Source organism: Caballeronia sp. SBC1 (genome assembly GCF_011493005.1).
Taxonomy (GTDB): Bacteria; Pseudomonadota; Gammaproteobacteria; order Burkholderiales; family Burkholderiaceae; genus Caballeronia.
Window position 1 is genome coordinate 1,307,428 of record NZ_CP049158.1, and the last position, 15,726, is coordinate 1,323,153.

The following is a 15,726-nucleotide window of genomic DNA, read 5'->3' on the forward strand; positions in this document are numbered from 1 at the left end:
GAAACGGAAGGCTGCAGCAAACCCCCAAGACGCTGCCCGTGCGCGGCCTCCCGCTCCGTCACCAGACCGTCTTAGTTAGTTCCCACCGCGCCAAGCAACGCGGGTTCGCCAAACTCCACCAGGTTAGCGTTCGATTGCTTAAAGTACTCGCTCCAAAACTGTTTCAAGGCAGCCATGGTTAGCGGGTCCCGATAAACTTTCGTCTTCTTCGCGTCCTCCGTCAGAAGTCCTGCGCCAAGGACGTACACCCGGGCACCGCCAAAGTCTGCAATCAATCCCGCTGCTACCGCTTTCTTGAGCTCGGCAGCCGGGTCGATCTTGCGCACTGCATTGTGTGAATAGAAACTCGAGATGGATGAATTCTCGAGCATGTCGGACGCCAGGAACAGGACCTTGTCCGACGCAGGCGACGTCCTGATCTTGTCGCCCATATCCTTCAACGCAGCGAGAATATCTGACTTCGCCAGATCGCTGGTTGCGCCAGCTTCTATCTGCTGGATCGTCGCGACTATCGATTTCTTGGCAAACGCGGCCTGCCCTCCCATGCATGCATCAAAACTTCGCAGGGCACGCTCGCTCACGTCATCCCGGTCTTTCTCAGGGAACCGCGCCTCAACCACCCCACGGGTGACGACCTCTGTGTATCGTCCCTGCGAAAATGCCGAAAAATCGATCACCGTGTAAGCGCTCGCCGGCCGCACCGACCTAAGCGCGTTATCGACGATCTGCGCACGCAGGCGATCGTCAAAAACCGTGGTTTGATCGATTGCCAGGAAAAACTCTTGCTCAAGCCTAGCGCTCGGCAACTTGAAATGATTCGCCAGATAGCAACTGGGAACATCGTTCACGACGCCGGCCGAGGCAACGTCTGCGCCGAGACCAAAGACAGCGGCGACGAAAAGGTAAGCGGCGCGTTTTGACATTGGATTCTTGCTCATGCTTTAAAGAGATCGTCCAACTCGTTGTCGAGAGTCGCCCTGTTTTGCTCGGCGCGTTCTTTGCGCAGTTTCAATTCATCGACCACCTTCGCGCGAATCGGTGCGTCGAGCTGCAGGACGAGCTGCTTCTTCCGATTAACATCGGACGTGGCTTCGATTTCAGACACGATTGCATCCAGGTCTCGTAGAGAAGCATCTGCCACGGCAACCGGAGCGATTGCAGCGGCGTGAGATCCTGACGCAGTGTTCGTCACGCCCTTGTCAAGCAAGGTCGTTTCAGCTTTCCCCGCGCTTTTGGGAGGCGAAATGGCAACCAGCGGAGCGCCGTCCAGGTCGGCCAGTTGGCGCTGTTCAATGACGTAATCGCGAAAGGTCTTCGAAAAAGATTTACCCGCTATGTCCGCATGCTCAGCCATTGCTTTCTGCAGATTTTCAAGTTGCGACTGAGCGATGGATCGAAAGGGCGCGTAGTAGTTGTTGTAGTCTTCGAACGTTTTGAAACCCTTCGTCGTCTTCCATGCAGCGAGACTCTCACGGCCGCCAAAACCCCACGCGAAGCCCCCGAATATGCCCACGATCTGCGTAACTACAAAGATAACGCCGAGCGTGATGAAAGCGGCCGCACCTTCGCTTCGTGTCGATGAACTTTCTTCAGCCTTCGCACGATCGTCCGCCGCCTTTTGGCTCGAAGAGAGTTCGGCGGGAATCACGGGCGCGGTAGCAAACGGATTACCCACATCGGCGCCCTGACTGGTTCCCATCGCCTCACGGGTTTGCTCTGCATTCAAATTGCTCCAGCGCATCCACGTCGACGTACCCGCGATAACGATGATGACAGCAACCGTCAGCCCGACCATGAAGTAGCTATGGTCCGTCCCTACGCGATTCGCGGTTTGCGTGTAATCCGGCTCCGCACTGTCAACAGACTGATCGTCATCGAGTTTCACCTTCCGGCTTGAAAAACGCGGCTGTGAATTGTCCTGCTTCCATTGCTTGCGGCAACGCGCGACGAGATTAGACCGGTAAAGTTGATGTCCGGCGACATGTGTGAGGAACACCATGATCACGCACAATACAAAGACGATAGCGAGCATCAGCAACGTATGCGTGTTCGCGCTGCCATCCCTTGCCATCCAGCTTCCCAGCAGATAGGAGAACCCCAGCCCTTCCGCTATAACCAGCACCGACAGCAATGTCAGCAACCAAAGCGGAGTGGGTGAGCGGCCGCTGTCATCCGACTTGGCGAGGTACTCGTTACGCTTGCTGAATTCGGCCTTCGACAAGTACGAGATGAACTTGTTGTAGTCGCCGCAAAGCGTGCGCTCTGAGTCAGTCCAACCGCTTCGATCGTGGACACCACTGCGCGCTAGCCGTGCCGTCTTTCCAACGACCGGAAACGTGTATTTCCAATGATTTAACCAGAACTCAAGCGTCGAGCGAAATGAAAAAGCTCCGATTGCAAGCAGGACTGCCACTACACATCCCACAAGCCAGCTTAGGTTTGCCTGAATAAATTCCATCATGAGTTACGGCCCTCTTCTTAAGTTCGTGCAATGGTTGGCACGTAATTCACTGTGAAATACTTCCCGCCTTTTCCGCGCACCAATTCGCCCGATGATGCCCGGCCTTTCGAGAAGAGAATGTCGGCGCAGTCGAAGATACCTGGCTGCTTGACGAACACGCGGTACAGCACCCCCTCCTTCACAGCATAAGCATTGACGTCAGGTGACAATCGCAATTGCGGGGGTCCGGAAAGTCCGCCGTTTTGTTCATAGTCTTTCCAGACGATCAACGTTGGCTTTGCGCCAGGCGCAGTCCCGTTCTTGAGGACCGAGACGTCTTTTAACGCGAGATACTGTCCGTTCAAGGACGCACCCCAGCTACTGCCGTAGAGATTTTGCAAATGATCGCGAACCGGGACCGCCTGATCGTTAGCGACTGATTTAATCGACTTCGATATCCGGGGCCTATCGTTCAGGCAGCTCTTTGAAACAGGGACTTCATCGGCAACAGCTGATGAAAAGAAAAACGACGATGTTTGCGCCGGCATCATGGCGAACTGAAGTCCGAGCGAGGTCGGATTAGTTTCAGTCCAACCGAAGTCGATGCCGTCGGCCGCGTTGCTCGTTAAGACGCTGGAGTTCACATTTGAATCCGATGGCGTCACGCCATTGACAGGCGCACCAGCGACCGATTCCGTCGTCTTTGGAGTGGCACGCGCTTTGGCTGGCTTTGATCGAGGAGTTGCGGGCTTGACCGAAGCCACCACAGTGTCAGGCCCCGAGGCGTCATGGACTGATGCAGCTCGATAGTACTGGTACTTTGGCTGCCGGCTGCCAACATAGCTGTCGAGGATATCGGGGCGCGCCCCGGTCAGGTCGACGATCTCCACCCGGCGGTTTGCAGCGCGACCCTCTACGGTGTGGTTATCCGCGACTGGCAGTGTTTCGCCAGCACCTTGATAGAACACGTTCTGAGCCGCGATTCCATGCGATGAAAACAGTTGGGCAACTGCTCGTGCGCGGCGCTCGGATAGGTCCGCGTTCAGTGAGGAATTGCCCGTGTCGTCCGTGTGACCGACAAGTAAAATCTTGGCGTTCGCAGCTGCAGCCTGATCCGCCTGTCCGGAGGCTTGGGAGACGCGAACCGACGTGCGGTATTGTTCAGCGATTTCGCCAAAATAGATCTTGGCCTCGGGAGTCAAGACTGCCGATCCGGTTTCGAACTGTGCGTGGCTTGGCGCGTCGACAAGCGTAAATGTCGTGCCGACCTGTTCTGTCTTGCCCGTTTCCGGAACCTTTGCTTCCAGTGTCTGCGACGAATAAACCAGATTGTGCTTTTGGGCGATTTTCGAAAGCGCGCATCGACGGTTATCCAGCGCATGTCCCACCATGCCCCCGGCTAACCCGCCAGCAGCGGCGCCAATTGCGGCGCCGGCCACCTTGTTTTTGTTACCGACGACCGCTCCGAGAATCGCGCCAAGTCCCACCCCGACGGCAACCCCGATATTCCTGCTGTTATTGGCGCAAGGGTCTGGATCGGCGAAAGTACTTTCAAATACGTTCAGGTCGTTGCCGGAATTGTTGGCATCGTCGCCACCGCCGGATTGCTGCATTCCTGGACCTGCACAGCCGGAAACGGCAAAAACAGTCGCTGTGGCCAGCCAAATTGATTTGGCTCCCCTTATATCTTTCATTAACAACCCCTCAGACATCGTTTATTTATTCTTCAAGAATGCGGATCGATGTCGATTCAAGAACCAACACGCTTATCGTCGTGCTGTGTCTTTCCCATCAATTAGCCGGTGCCTTCAACGTTAACGGCAGGGAAGAAATAAACCTTAGCGTTAATTTGAAAAGCGGCTCACTTGATATCACAAGGGCTAGTGATTTATGTGGATTTATGTGCGCGGCAATCCCAGGCCCCGGTCGCAATGCGTGCTTGCAAACTTAACGCTAGATCAAGTTAAAGCGGGGTTTGAGGCAAACCGCTAAAGGCGGTGGCCCATCGAACTCGCAACTCGGAGTATCTTTTTTTTACAATAAACGGACGATCGACCGCCACGGCGCGCACTTTTCCACGCCCCCCATTCATCCTCCCCCCATATCTTTAGCTCGTTTTGATATTTAAGATCTGAGTCAGCCGATGTTAGCCTTTGAATCTATCGGCAGCGTCCTGAAGCGTCTCTTCACGCACTGCCTCACCGTGTGAATCAACGAGGAGCGTCTTTCGTGAGCGTCGAATTCATCGGCATGATCCAGCAGCAAAAAGTGTCGGAGACGTATCTGGCCCGCGGTCCGGCAATTGATATTGACTACCTCCGAGACTTCGCCCAGGCGCACGAGAAAGCCGGCTTCGACCGCATTCTTGTGCCCTATCAGTCGACCAGCCCCGACGCCATGCTGACAGTGGCTTACGCCGCTGCAGTCACGCAACGCGTCCACTTCATGCTCGCGCATCGCCCAGGATTTGTTGCCCCTACGCTAGCGGCACGCCAGCTCGCCACACTCGATCAGCTAAGCGGCGGCCGCCTCGCAGTCCACTTCATCTCAGGCGGCAGCGACGTCGAACAACGCCGCGACGGCGACTATCTTTCGCACGACGAACGTTACGCACGCACCGACGAATATCTGCAGATCCTTCGACGCGTGTGGACTGAATCCAAACCCTTCGATCACGAGGGCCGCTACTACCGCTTCGAACAAGCTTTCTCCGAAGTCAAGCCCAAGCAAGCCCCGTATGTACCGATCTATTTCGGCGGCGCATCGGCACCGGCTATCGAAGTCGCGGGCAAGCATGCGGACGTCTACGCGCTGTGGGGCGAATCGAAGGAACAGGTGCGCGGACAGGTGACCCGCGTTCGCGCCGAAGCGGCAAAACATGGCCGCAACGTGCGCTTTTCCGTATCGTTCCGGCCAATTCTTGCTGCAACGGAAAAGGCCGCGTGGGAACGCGCCGAACATATTCTTGCTGAAACGCGGCGGCTGCGTGCCGAGCAAGGTCTCGGTGAAGCAACACCGCAGCAAAGCGAAGGCGCGCGCCGCCTGCTGGCTGCAGCAGGCGATGGCGTGCGTGCGGACGATCGACTATGGACTGGCGTGGCGAAGGAGATTGGCGGCCGGTCGAATTCGACAGCGCTAGTGGGCACGCCTTCGCAAGTGGCCGAGACGCTGGCCGAATATCACGCGCTAGGCGTCACCACCTTCCTGATTCGCGGCTTCGATCCCCTGGAAGATGCGCTCGATTACGGACGTGAGTTGATTCCGGCTACGCGTGAACTGACCTCGCAAATCGCGCATGCGGCGTGAAGCTACACTAAACGATGAGCCATGAAAAACTGCGCGGATTCATCAGCGAGATTGCGCAACTCGTCGATAAAGATTTGCCTGAAGCGCACCTGCTTGAACACGGTGCAGTTGCGCTAAGCAAGCTGATAGCCGAAGACGACTGGCTGCCCGATGCCTACGCGCAACCATCACCTGATCGCTATCAGCAATTCCTGCTTCACGCCGATGGCCGCCAACGTTTTTCGGTCGTCAGCTTCGTGTGGGGACCGGGTCAGCAAACGCCCGTTCACGATCACACGGTATGGGGTCTCGTCGGCGTATTACGCGGCGCGGAAATCGCGCGCTCGTATGCACGCAACGACCACGGAGCGCTCGTCATATCGGCCGAAGACCAGTTGCTCGAGCGAGGCTCGGTAGCAGCGGTATCGCCTTCCATCGGCGATATCCATCGCGTGAGCAATGCGTTCGACGACCGCGTGTCCATCAGCATTCACGTGTACGGTGCGAACATCGGCGGCATCTCGCGACACGTCTATCCCCCTGACGGTCCGCCAAAACCGTTCGTCTCCGGCTACACGAACGACACGCTCCCCAACCTCTGGAACCTCTCGAAGGAACGACTCGACTCATGAGCGCCATCCCCCAGCGCAGCTTCAACGAAGTACGCGACGCCCTGCTTTCAAAGCGCGAAATTGCATTCCTCGATGTCCGTGAAGAAGATCCGCACGCGCAACGTCATCCGTTGTTTGCAGCGAACCTGTCGTTGTCGAAGATCGAACTCGAAGCCTTTACGAAGCTGCCACGCAAGAGCGTGCCGATCGTTCTGCTCGATGACGGCGATGGTCTCGCGGAACGCGCCGCGCGACGGTTCGAAGAACTCGGCTATACCGACGTTGCGTTGTTCGAAGGTGGCCTCAAAGGCTGGGAACACGCAGGCGGAGAAGTGTTCCGCGATGTCAACGTGCCCAGCAAAGCGTTCGGCGAGTTCGTGGAAGCGAAGCGGCATACGCCGGCGTTATCGGCTGAAGCAGTCGATGCACTGCTTAAAAGCGGCGAGGACGTGGTTGTGCTGGATGCGCGCCGCTACGATGAATATCAGACGATGAATATCCCCGGCAGCATCAGCGTACCGGGTGCTGAACTCGTGTTGCGGACCCGTGCGCTCGCACCCGATCCCAAGACGCGCGTGATCGTGAATTGCGCGGGGCGTACGCGCAGCATTATAGGCACGCAGTCGCTGGTGAATGCCGGGATTCCGAACCCGGTGGCCGCGTTGCGCAACGGCACGATCGGCTGGTTGCTCGCGGGCCAGTCGCTCGCCCATGGCAGCGCACGGCAGTTCGCCACTGACGACGGACGCGCCGACCCCTCTTCGCGCGAATCAGCGCGGGCCGTTGCCGATCGCGCAGGCGTGAAACGCACGATACTCGCGGACGCGAAACGCTGGTCGGAGGACATGGAACGCACTACTTATCGCTTCGATGTCCGCGCGCCGGCCGAATACGAACACGCGCATGCAGCGGGTTTTCAAGGCGCACCGGGCGGCCAGCTCGTGCAGGAAACGGAGATGTTCGCGCCAGTCCGAGGTGCCCGCGTGGTCCTGTTCGACGACGACGGCGTGCGCGCCAACATGACGGCGTCATGGCTCGCGCAGATGAACATCGACGCGTATGTGATAGACGATGCAACGAGCGCCGAGTTGACCGAACAAGGCCCGTGGCGCGGTGCAAAACCACTGCCCGCAGCCACGCCCACGATCACCGCGAACGAACTTGCCGCGCTGCTCGACGATCCCGCGAGCCAGACCCTCGTGCTCGACTTCACGGCTAGCGCCAATCATGTGAAGGGACACATTCCCGGCGCTTGGTGGACCGTGCGCTCGCGGCTTGCGCTCGACCTGCCCGCGTTACCCGACGCAAAGCAATACGTGGTCACGTGCGGATCAAGCGCGCTTGCAGCGTTCGCCGGACCGGAAGTGGCGGCGCTCACATCGAAGCCGGTGCTGCTGCTCGAAGGCGGTACCGCTGCATGGACCGCGGCAGGCTTGCCGCTCGCGAAGGGCGAGACGCATCTGGCGTCGCCACGTATCGACCGGTATCGGCGTCCGTATGAAGGCACTGATGCTCCGCCCGAGGCAATGAACGCGTACCTTGAGTGGGAGTACGGCCTCGTCGCGCAACTCGAACGTGACGGCACGCATGGCTTCTTCGTGATCTGAAGCGAAGGATTGAAGCATGAGTAATGACGCGGCCCAATCCGCGTCATTCCAATTCCGGCGATTAGCAAAGCAGAACAACGCGTTTGTCTAATGCCGCGGGGAATCGTATCGTGAATCCTTTTCCCTGCATGGAAGATTCATGAAACGACGCAGCCTCCTGTTGATCGCCGCGCTGACCGCATTCACCGCGTTGCGTCCTCTTGCTTCGGTGGCCGAACCTGTTCTGAAAGTCGGCGACCAGCAGTTGCAGACACGCGGCATTCTCGAAGCATCCGGCCAGTTGAAAGGCGTGCCGTACAAGATCGAGTGGTTCAACTTTCCCGCCGCGCAACCGCTCGGTGAAGCCTTGAATGCAGGCGCAATCGATATAGGCGGTCTCGGCGATGCGCCGCTGATCTTCGCTTACGCCGCCGGTGCCCGTGTACGCGCGGTGGCGGCAACCCGCTCGCAACCGGTCGACCTCGCGATTCTCGTGCCGGCCGGGTCTCCCATCAAAAGCGCGGCCGATCTGAAAGGCAAACGCATTGCGACTACGCGCGGTTCCATCGGCCATTTTCTGGCCATCGCGACGCTGGAGCGCGCGGGCATCAAGCTCTCTGAAGTGACACTGGAATTCATGCAACCCGCCGATGCCAAGTCCGCTCTGGAGTCAGGCAACGTCGATGCATGGTCTACATGGGACCCGTATGTCGCGCTCGGTGAACTGCACGATAACAATCGTAGCGTGGCGAATGGCGTGGGGCTTTCATCGGGGCTGAGCTTCCAGGCCGCCACCGATGAATCAATCAAGACCAAGCGTGCGCAAATCGATGATTTCGTGCGTCGCGTAGCGGCCGGTCAACAATGGGCGCTGTCACATCCCGACGAGGTCGCGGCGATCCAGTCACGCGTCACTCACCTGCCCGCCGACGTGCTGAAGGTCGTCTATCAGCGGGCGCAATTGAAGCCGATTGCGATCGACCGCGGGGTGATCGCCGAGCAGCAACGCACCGCCGATCTCTACGTTCGCGCGGGTGTGATCAAGACGACGCTCGATGTAACCCCAAGTTTCGACGCCCAGTTCACGGCGCATTGACACTCGTAGATAACGGACCTTCCGATGACCGTACGGCATCCGCCCACTGCCTTGCACGACCCGATTGCGCTCGACTCCCTCGCCGATCTCGACAGCACCGCCGCCGATCAATGGCTCGCCGCGCTCACTCAGGATTTCGCTGTGAGCGCCGGAGCGCTGGATCGCGACGCCCTCTTTCCCCACGATAACCTCGCGCGTTTGCGCAGCGCGGGCTTGCTTGCGCTGACGGTGCCGAAAGCGCTCGGCGGCCGGCAGGCGACACTCCCGCAAGTGCTCAAAGTAGTGCGCGCTGTTGCCCGCGGTGAACCGTCCACGGCGCTGATCCTCGTGATGCAGTGTCTCTATCATCTGCGCCTGCAGGCCAACCCGAACTGGCCTCGATCGATAAAGGAACAGGTGGCGCGCGACGCAGTGGAACACGGCGCGCTCATCAACTCGCTGCGTGTAGAGCCCGAGCTGGGCTCGCCCTCGCGCGGCGGTTTGCCCGGTACGATCGGACGTCTGACCAACGGCGGTGACGCGTGGATTCTCGACGGCAGCAAGATCTATTCGACCGGCAGTCCTGGCCTGACATGGTTCGCTGTTTGGGGCCGCACCGACGAAAGCTCGCCGCGCGTAGGAACGTTCCTCGTGCATCGCGACACACCCGGCATTCGGTTCGGTGAGCCATGGAACCACCTCGGCATGCGCGCAACCGGCAGTCACGAAGTGATCTTCGAGAATGTGCGTGTTCCCGCTGCTCATGCAGTCGACCTCAATTCTCCCGAGATCGCCGCGAGCGGCATGGACCCGCTCACCACGCTGTGGATGAACGTGCTGCTGTCGTCGATCTACGACGCCGTCGCCCGGTCTGCGCGCGATTGGTTTGCGTCCTGGGCCGCAAATCGCAAACCCGCCAACCTGGCTGCACCGCTGTCGAGCCTGGGCAGTTTCCAGCAGACACTTGGCCGTATCGATGCATTGCTGCTTAACAACCGCGTGCTGCTGGGCGCCGGCGCGCACGGCAACATTCCGCTGCATGAAGCACCCGCGATCAAATACCTCGTGACGCAGAACGCGATCGCCGCCGTCGAACTCGCAGTCGAGGCAAGCGGCAATCCAGGGCTGAGCCGCAACAATGCGCTTGAACGTCATCATCGCGACGTGCTGTGCTCGCGCATTCATACGCCGCAAAACGACGCATTGCTCGGCGCACTCGGACGCGCCGCCTTCGCGGGATTGGCAGCGTACCACGCCAACTCTTCTGATTCTAATTAAGGGAGCACCACTATGAGCGTTGAATTCATCGGCTATGTGAGCCATCAGGAATCAAGCGAAATCCACTTGCCGCAAGGACCCGCGGTCAATCCGCCGTACATTGCCGCGGTTGCGCAAGCGCATGAATATGGTGGGTTCGATCGCGTGCTGATCGCTCATTCAAGTGCATCGCCGGACGGCTTTCAAATCGCGTCGTTCGTCGCGCAACAGACGAAGCGTTTGGGAATCCTGCTTGCGCATCGGCCGGGCTTTGTCGCGCCGACGCTCGCCGCCCGTCAACTCGCCACGCTCGATCATTTCAGCGCGGGCCGCACCGCCGTGCACATCATCTCCGGTGGAGACGATACCGAACAGCAACGCGACGGTGACTTCCTCGAGCACGACGATCGCTACAAGCGTACCGATGAATACCTCGATGTCGTGAAGCGCTCATGGACCAGCGAAACGCCGTTTGATCACGAAGGCGCGTTTTATAGGGTGAAGGGTCACCGGTCGCTGATTCGTCCCGTGCAGAAGCCGCATCTGCCGGTGTATTTCGGCGGTTCATCGGAAGCAGCAATCCAGGTCGCGGGCAAGCATGCCGACGTTTTTGCGCTATGGGGCGAGTCTTTGGCCCAGGTCGCCGAAACCATCGAACGGGTGCGCGCGGCTGCCAAACCGTATGGCCGTGAGAGCGCGATCCGCTTCAGCCTTTCGCTACGCCCGATCATCGCTTCGACGGAAGATGCCGCATGGGCACGCGCAGAATCCATCCTCGCACGCGCGACTGACGTAGTGAAAAGTAATCCTAACTTTACACGTCGACCGACCGAACCGAAGAACGTTGGTGCACAGCGTTTGCTGGCTGAAGCCGCGAAAGGCACCGTGGTAGACAAGCGCCTGTGGACCGGAATTACCGCGCTGACAAAAGCGGCGGGTAACTCCACGTCGCTGGTCGGCACGCCCGAACAAGTGACGGAAGCGTTGATCGAATATTACCGCCTGGGTATCTCGACGTTCCTGATCCGGGGTTTCGATCCGCTGGAAGATGCGCTGGGATATGGCCGCGATCTGTTGCCGCTGGTACACGCGGCAGTTGCGCATGAGGACAGCAAAACGAGCAAGAAGGAGCTGGAAGCGGTTCAAGCCTGAACGAAATCGGGCAGCGTGAACGGCGCTGACATCGGGTAACGGTCATGCATTTTTTGACTATCGCTGCAGCGCCGTCCACGAAACCTCACAACCGCCCTCGACCTGTTGCAACTCGACCATCGCGCAGTCGCGAACAATAAATACTGCTGCAAGGTCGTCAAATGCTGTCGTCGCAAGACGTCGGGGTGCAGCGAATGTCGTTCCTACGCTCTGAAGTAAAACGCGATCGGAGCCATGAGGGCCGGCGACGATCGCCTTCATGCGCAGCAGCCGATCACCCGTCATACCGGCTACATTTTCGAGCCACTCGAGAACATCGTCCCAGTTTGGCTTTTGGGTAAATCGAGCCCGAAACACGCGAACGCGAGGATGGAGCAAGGTCTCACCAAGGAGCGCTGGCTCGCTGCCCACGATCTGCAGTGACACCGGAGTATCCCTCTCTGCAAAGGCCTCGCGCGCCCGAATCGTTGCGGAAGACTCATCGACAATACGAGCCATAGGATTGATGCCGGCGACCACGCTGCGCGCCTGCGCACGCCGTTCAGGACTAACAAGATCGATCTTGGTCAGCACCACCGTATGCGCGGCAGTGAGTTGCGCGGAGGCATCATCGAAATCGCAGTCGAGCGGTGGGCGGCTGCAGTCGTAAGTGGCCACGATATGCAGCCGCAAGCGCAACTCGGCGAGTTGTTCCAGCGAACGCATGACAGCCCCAGGCCGCGACAACCCGCTGCATTCCAGAACAATGCGTTCGAATGGCTGTTGACCCGTCTCCGATCGCAAAGCGAGCAGATCTTCGACTGTCGTAACCAGATCATCAGTCAGCGAACAACATACGCAACCATTGCTGAGGGTCGCCATTGTCATACCGCGGGCCGACTCCGACAGAACCGCCCCATCGATGTTGATGGCACCGACTTCGTTCACAATGACCGCTGTCGATGCACCGCTGCCCGAGTCAAGCAACGCTTCGAGCAACGACGTCTTGCCACTCCCCAGAATACCGGCGAGGATGACAAATTGCGTGGGCGTCGCGTTCATATCTTTGACCTGACGTTGGGTCCGAAAGGCGTCTCGCCGTCCGTCCACGTGGCCGACACCATCGCGCGCACATCTGCTAATAGCTCGTCGACCGCAAACACCACACCGCCCTTGATGGTCAATTTAATCGAGCGTTTTTGTTCCAATGAGCGCGACTCGTCATTCAGTCGCAACGCACCGGTTCCATAAAGCAGCTTGAAATCGCTCAAAGGATTCTGGTCGTGCACGAGAATGTCCGCACAGCGACCGACTTCGAGCGCGCCGGTCTCGTCTTCTATGCCCAACAACTCGGCGGATTGAGCCGTAGCGGCACGCAGCACTTCGAGCGGAGAGAATCCTGCCTCCTGAAACAGTTCGAGTTCCCGGATATATCCGAACCCGTAGATCTGGAACATGAACCCCGAGTCGCTGCCCGGACATACGCGGCCGCCCCTGTTCTTGTATTCGTTGAGGAACTGCATCAGGATGCGGAAGCTCTCGCGCCACTCGACTTCGTTCGTGACCGACCATCGATAAAAATACGCACCGTGACCGCCGCGCTGCGGCTGGAAATACTTCCACGTGGTGTTATCCGTATACGCGTCATGCCATTCAGCCCTGCGCGCACGCATGAGATCCCGGTTGCCGTCATAAACGTTCATCGTAGGGACGAAGGTATGGCCGACGGCCAGAAACGCATCCAGCACGTCATTCCACTTCTGACTGCCCGGTTTCGCCGCCTGGAGGAACGTCTGGCCGGCAGTGGAGAATCTCAGGTACTCGTCGTTATAGTTGTAATTGTCATCAATCGTTTGCAGCGTCCTGCCTTCGAAAAGCGCCTCGGGCAAGCCATACGCGTGCTCAGTGCTTGTCAGCCCCCATTGCGCGGTCTTGAGCGCGTTCATGCGGCCTACCGAGAGTTGTGCATGATGGCAACACGTACGTAATCCTAACCTCTTGCATTCGTCCAGAGCCGCTTGCATGATCGCCGGCGGTGCGCCGAAAAATTTCACGCCCTTGGCGCCTTTTTCACTGACTCTTCTCAGCCATTGCCGTCCTTCTTCTGGACTGTAGATCGTCTTGAGGTAGTCGTTGACAGCAGGAAAGTAAACGTACGGGTACAGGTGCGGCGCCGCGATGCGGTTCGCATCTGCCGCGGCCTTCTGCTCACAAGTCCATTCGAGCCCGTTCATGCAGCCCGCTTCCCGCACTGACGTCACACCGTGCGCAAGCCAAAGCTTGTACATATAGTCCGCCGGCATCATCTCGCCGTTTTCCGCATGAAACGGGGTGCCGATATGGGCGTGACAGTCGATGAATCCTGGGGTCACGAACTTGCCCGTGCAGTCGATCTCATGGTTGCCCGCGGCCGGCCTGCGTTGCGCGTTGATGGGAAGTCCGGGCACGCCTACGGCTGCAATTTCCGTGATCCGGTCACCTTCGATAACGATATCCGCCGGTCCCCAAGGAGGCGCCCCCGTGCCGTCAATCACCGTTGCGCCGCGGAGGACCAGCCTGCGAAACGGGCCATCGCCACGGTCTCGTGAGGAGGCGGGACGAACCTGGCCAAGCCCCTTCCTTGCAAAGCCCGTGACCATTTCTTCGCCGACCTCCACCGTGATGTTTGGCGTCGTCATTGTTCCTCCCTGTTTCCGCTACGGACACAACCGGTTCGACCCTGCTCGCCGCGAGCGCTGATTGATGAATGCTATTCCAGAAGACTTTGGTCCCAGGTACAGGGTAGAAATCCAAAAAGACAGGTGATACCTATCAAACATACGAAACAGACAAGAAAGTTTCCTTTTTTCAGCCGTCTATCCTATTTTTTATACAAATCCAACCGTGTTCATTACGTTGTTTTGAGGGTAGTTGTATGAATTGTGGCTGAGTCCAATGACCAACAGGGAGCGCACGAACAACCGTGCGTTCAACCTCATAGACGAAGTCACATGCATGCATCAGGAGTGGAGATGAACACGGTAGATCTGACGGCAACCTACGAGGAAAACCGGGGTGTCCGGCGACGCGCCATTGTCGCGACCGTACTGGGCAATGGCTTCGAATGGTTCGACTTTATGGTGTACGGTTTTTTTGCCATCACTATCGCCAAGCTTTTTTTCCCCACCGGTAACGACTTGAGTTCGTTGATGCCGTCGGTTGCGACCTTCGGCGTCGGCTTTCTGGTGCGCCCGTTCGGCGGCATCCTGATCGGCATTTACGCGGATCGGGCTGGCCGTAAGGCGGCGCTGTCGCTGACCATTCTATTGATGTGCGCGGGCACCGCGCTGATTGGCCTTGCCCCAACCTACTCGCAGATTGGCGTCGCCGCGCCTTGCCTGATCGTGATTGCACGACTGCTTCAGGGATTTTCCGCCGGCGGGGAAATGGGCACGGCAACCGCGTTCCTGACCGAACATGCTCCGAAGGGGAAGAAAGCCTATTACTCCAGCTGGATCCAGACGAGCATTGGCTTCGCCGTGCTGCTCGGGGCATGTTTCGGCACAGGTATCACGCTCGGATTGTCGGCGCAGGATGTGGAAAGCTGGGGTTGGAGAATTCCGTTTCTCTCCGGCTTGCTGATCGGACCAATCGGTTTCTTCATCCGGCGTAACCTCGAAGAAACACCGGTCTTTCTCAACGCCACTGACAAGTCCAAGACGCCGCTTGCCGACGTGCTGCGCGACTATCCACGGCAGACGTTTGCGAGCTTTGCAATGGTCGTGCTTTGGACCGTGTGCATCTACGTCATCCTCTTCTACATGCCGACGTTCTCGGTCAAGGTGCTCAAGCTGCAGCAGTCGGCCTCCTTCATCGCAGCGATGGTAGGCGGCGTGGTGATCACGGTTTGCTCGCCGATCACTGGCTGGTGGTCTGACAAGATCGGCCGGAAATGGCTTCTGGCGTGTTCAGCGGCGGCAATGCTTTTACTCGCGTGGCCAATGTTCGCGATGATTGTGTCGTCCCCCTCGCTAGCCACGCTATGCATCTTTCAGGCCGTATTTGGCGTGCTGATTGCGATCTACACGGGGCCGATTCTCGCCGCGCTCTCCGAAACGTTTCCGACCAAAGTATTGTCTACTGGCTTGTCCGTCGCGTACAACCTCGCTGTCATGACGTTTGGCGGTTTCGCCTCGCTGATTCTGACCTGGCTGATCAGCAAGACCGGTACGGCAATGGCGCCCGCGTTCTATGTGATGTTCGCTGCTGCTTTCAGCCTGCTCGGCGTATTGTTGGGCTATCGGCAACCTGTCGTGAGCAGATCACCCGACATTGGCGTGCCCTGCTAGCGCGTCACGCGGC

The 15,726-nt window shown here is 58.5% G+C and carries 12 protein-coding genes; 7 read left to right on the top strand and 5 right to left on the bottom strand.

Going from position 1 to position 15,726, the window contains the following annotated elements:
* Positions 1-71: 71 nt before the first annotated feature.
* Genes SBC1_RS32680 through SBC1_RS32690 form a run of 3 tightly spaced genes read right to left on the bottom strand, consistent with a single transcriptional unit; the run spans position 72 to position 4,134 of the window.
* Complete coding sequence (locus SBC1_RS32680; RefSeq protein WP_241202311.1) at positions 72-938, bottom strand: hypothetical protein; 867 nt, start codon at positions 936-938, stop codon at positions 72-74.
* Positions 935-2,461: a hypothetical protein gene (locus tag SBC1_RS32685; RefSeq protein WP_165104456.1), complete on the bottom strand. Its 1,527-nt coding sequence runs from the start codon at positions 2,459-2,461 to the stop codon at positions 935-937. Before SBC1_RS32685 ends, SBC1_RS32680 begins: the two co-directional genes overlap by 4 nt.
* Positions 2,462-2,478: 17 nt before the next feature.
* Positions 2,479-4,134 carry an OmpA family protein gene (locus SBC1_RS32690; protein ID WP_165104457.1) on the bottom strand — a complete coding sequence of 552 codons (1,656 nt, stop codon included), beginning with the start codon at positions 4,132-4,134 and terminating at the stop codon, positions 2,479-2,481.
* A gap of 535 nt (positions 4,135-4,669) precedes the next feature.
* Between SBC1_RS32690 and SBC1_RS32695 the strand changes: the two genes are divergently transcribed.
* The 6 genes from SBC1_RS32695 (at position 4,670) to SBC1_RS32720 (ending at position 11,406) form a co-directional block, all read left to right on the top strand.
* The gene (locus SBC1_RS32695) at positions 4,670-5,746 is read left to right on the top strand and encodes an LLM class flavin-dependent oxidoreductase (RefSeq protein WP_165104458.1); all 1,077 of its coding nucleotides are present in this window, start codon (positions 4,670-4,672) and stop codon (positions 5,744-5,746) included.
* A 14-nt stretch (positions 5,747-5,760) separates the two neighbouring features.
* Positions 5,761-6,357 (top strand): cysteine dioxygenase, encoded by a 597-nt coding sequence (locus SBC1_RS32700; RefSeq protein ID WP_165104459.1) that lies wholly within the window; start codon positions 5,761-5,763, stop codon positions 6,355-6,357.
* Positions 6,354-7,943 (top strand): rhodanese homology domain-containing protein, encoded by a 1,590-nt coding sequence (locus tag SBC1_RS32705; RefSeq protein ID WP_165104460.1) that lies wholly within the window; start codon positions 6,354-6,356, stop codon positions 7,941-7,943. Before SBC1_RS32700 ends, SBC1_RS32705 begins: the two co-directional genes overlap by 4 nt.
* A gap of 139 nt (positions 7,944-8,082) precedes the next feature.
* Positions 8,083-9,018: an ABC transporter substrate-binding protein gene (locus SBC1_RS32710; protein ID WP_165104461.1), complete on the top strand. Its 936-nt coding sequence runs from the start codon at positions 8,083-8,085 to the stop codon at positions 9,016-9,018.
* 24 nt (positions 9,019-9,042) lie between these two features.
* Positions 9,043-10,275 carry an acyl-CoA dehydrogenase family protein gene (locus tag SBC1_RS32715; protein ID WP_165104462.1) on the top strand — a complete coding sequence of 411 codons (1,233 nt, stop codon included), beginning with the start codon at positions 9,043-9,045 and terminating at the stop codon, positions 10,273-10,275.
* Between the two features lie 12 nt (positions 10,276-10,287).
* Positions 10,288-11,406 (top strand): LLM class flavin-dependent oxidoreductase, encoded by a 1,119-nt coding sequence (locus SBC1_RS32720; protein ID WP_165104463.1) that lies wholly within the window; start codon positions 10,288-10,290, stop codon positions 11,404-11,406.
* A gap of 57 nt (positions 11,407-11,463) precedes the next feature.
* Here the strand turns inward: SBC1_RS32720 and SBC1_RS32725 are convergent, their stop codons facing one another.
* The gene (locus tag SBC1_RS32725) at positions 11,464-12,447 is read right to left on the bottom strand and encodes a GTP-binding protein (protein WP_165104464.1); all 984 of its coding nucleotides are present in this window, start codon (positions 12,445-12,447) and stop codon (positions 11,464-11,466) included.
* Positions 12,444-14,063: an amidohydrolase family protein gene (locus SBC1_RS32730; protein WP_165104465.1), complete on the bottom strand. Its 1,620-nt coding sequence runs from the start codon at positions 14,061-14,063 to the stop codon at positions 12,444-12,446. The genes SBC1_RS32725 and SBC1_RS32730 overlap by 4 nt, the downstream gene beginning before the upstream one ends.
* A 333-nt stretch (positions 14,064-14,396) precedes the next feature.
* Between SBC1_RS32730 and SBC1_RS32735 the strand changes: the two genes are divergently transcribed.
* A complete protein-coding gene (locus SBC1_RS32735) occupies positions 14,397-15,713 on the top strand; it encodes an MFS transporter (RefSeq protein WP_165989128.1) in 1,317 nt (438 codons plus the stop codon).
* The last annotated feature ends 13 nt before the right edge of the window (positions 15,714-15,726 follow it).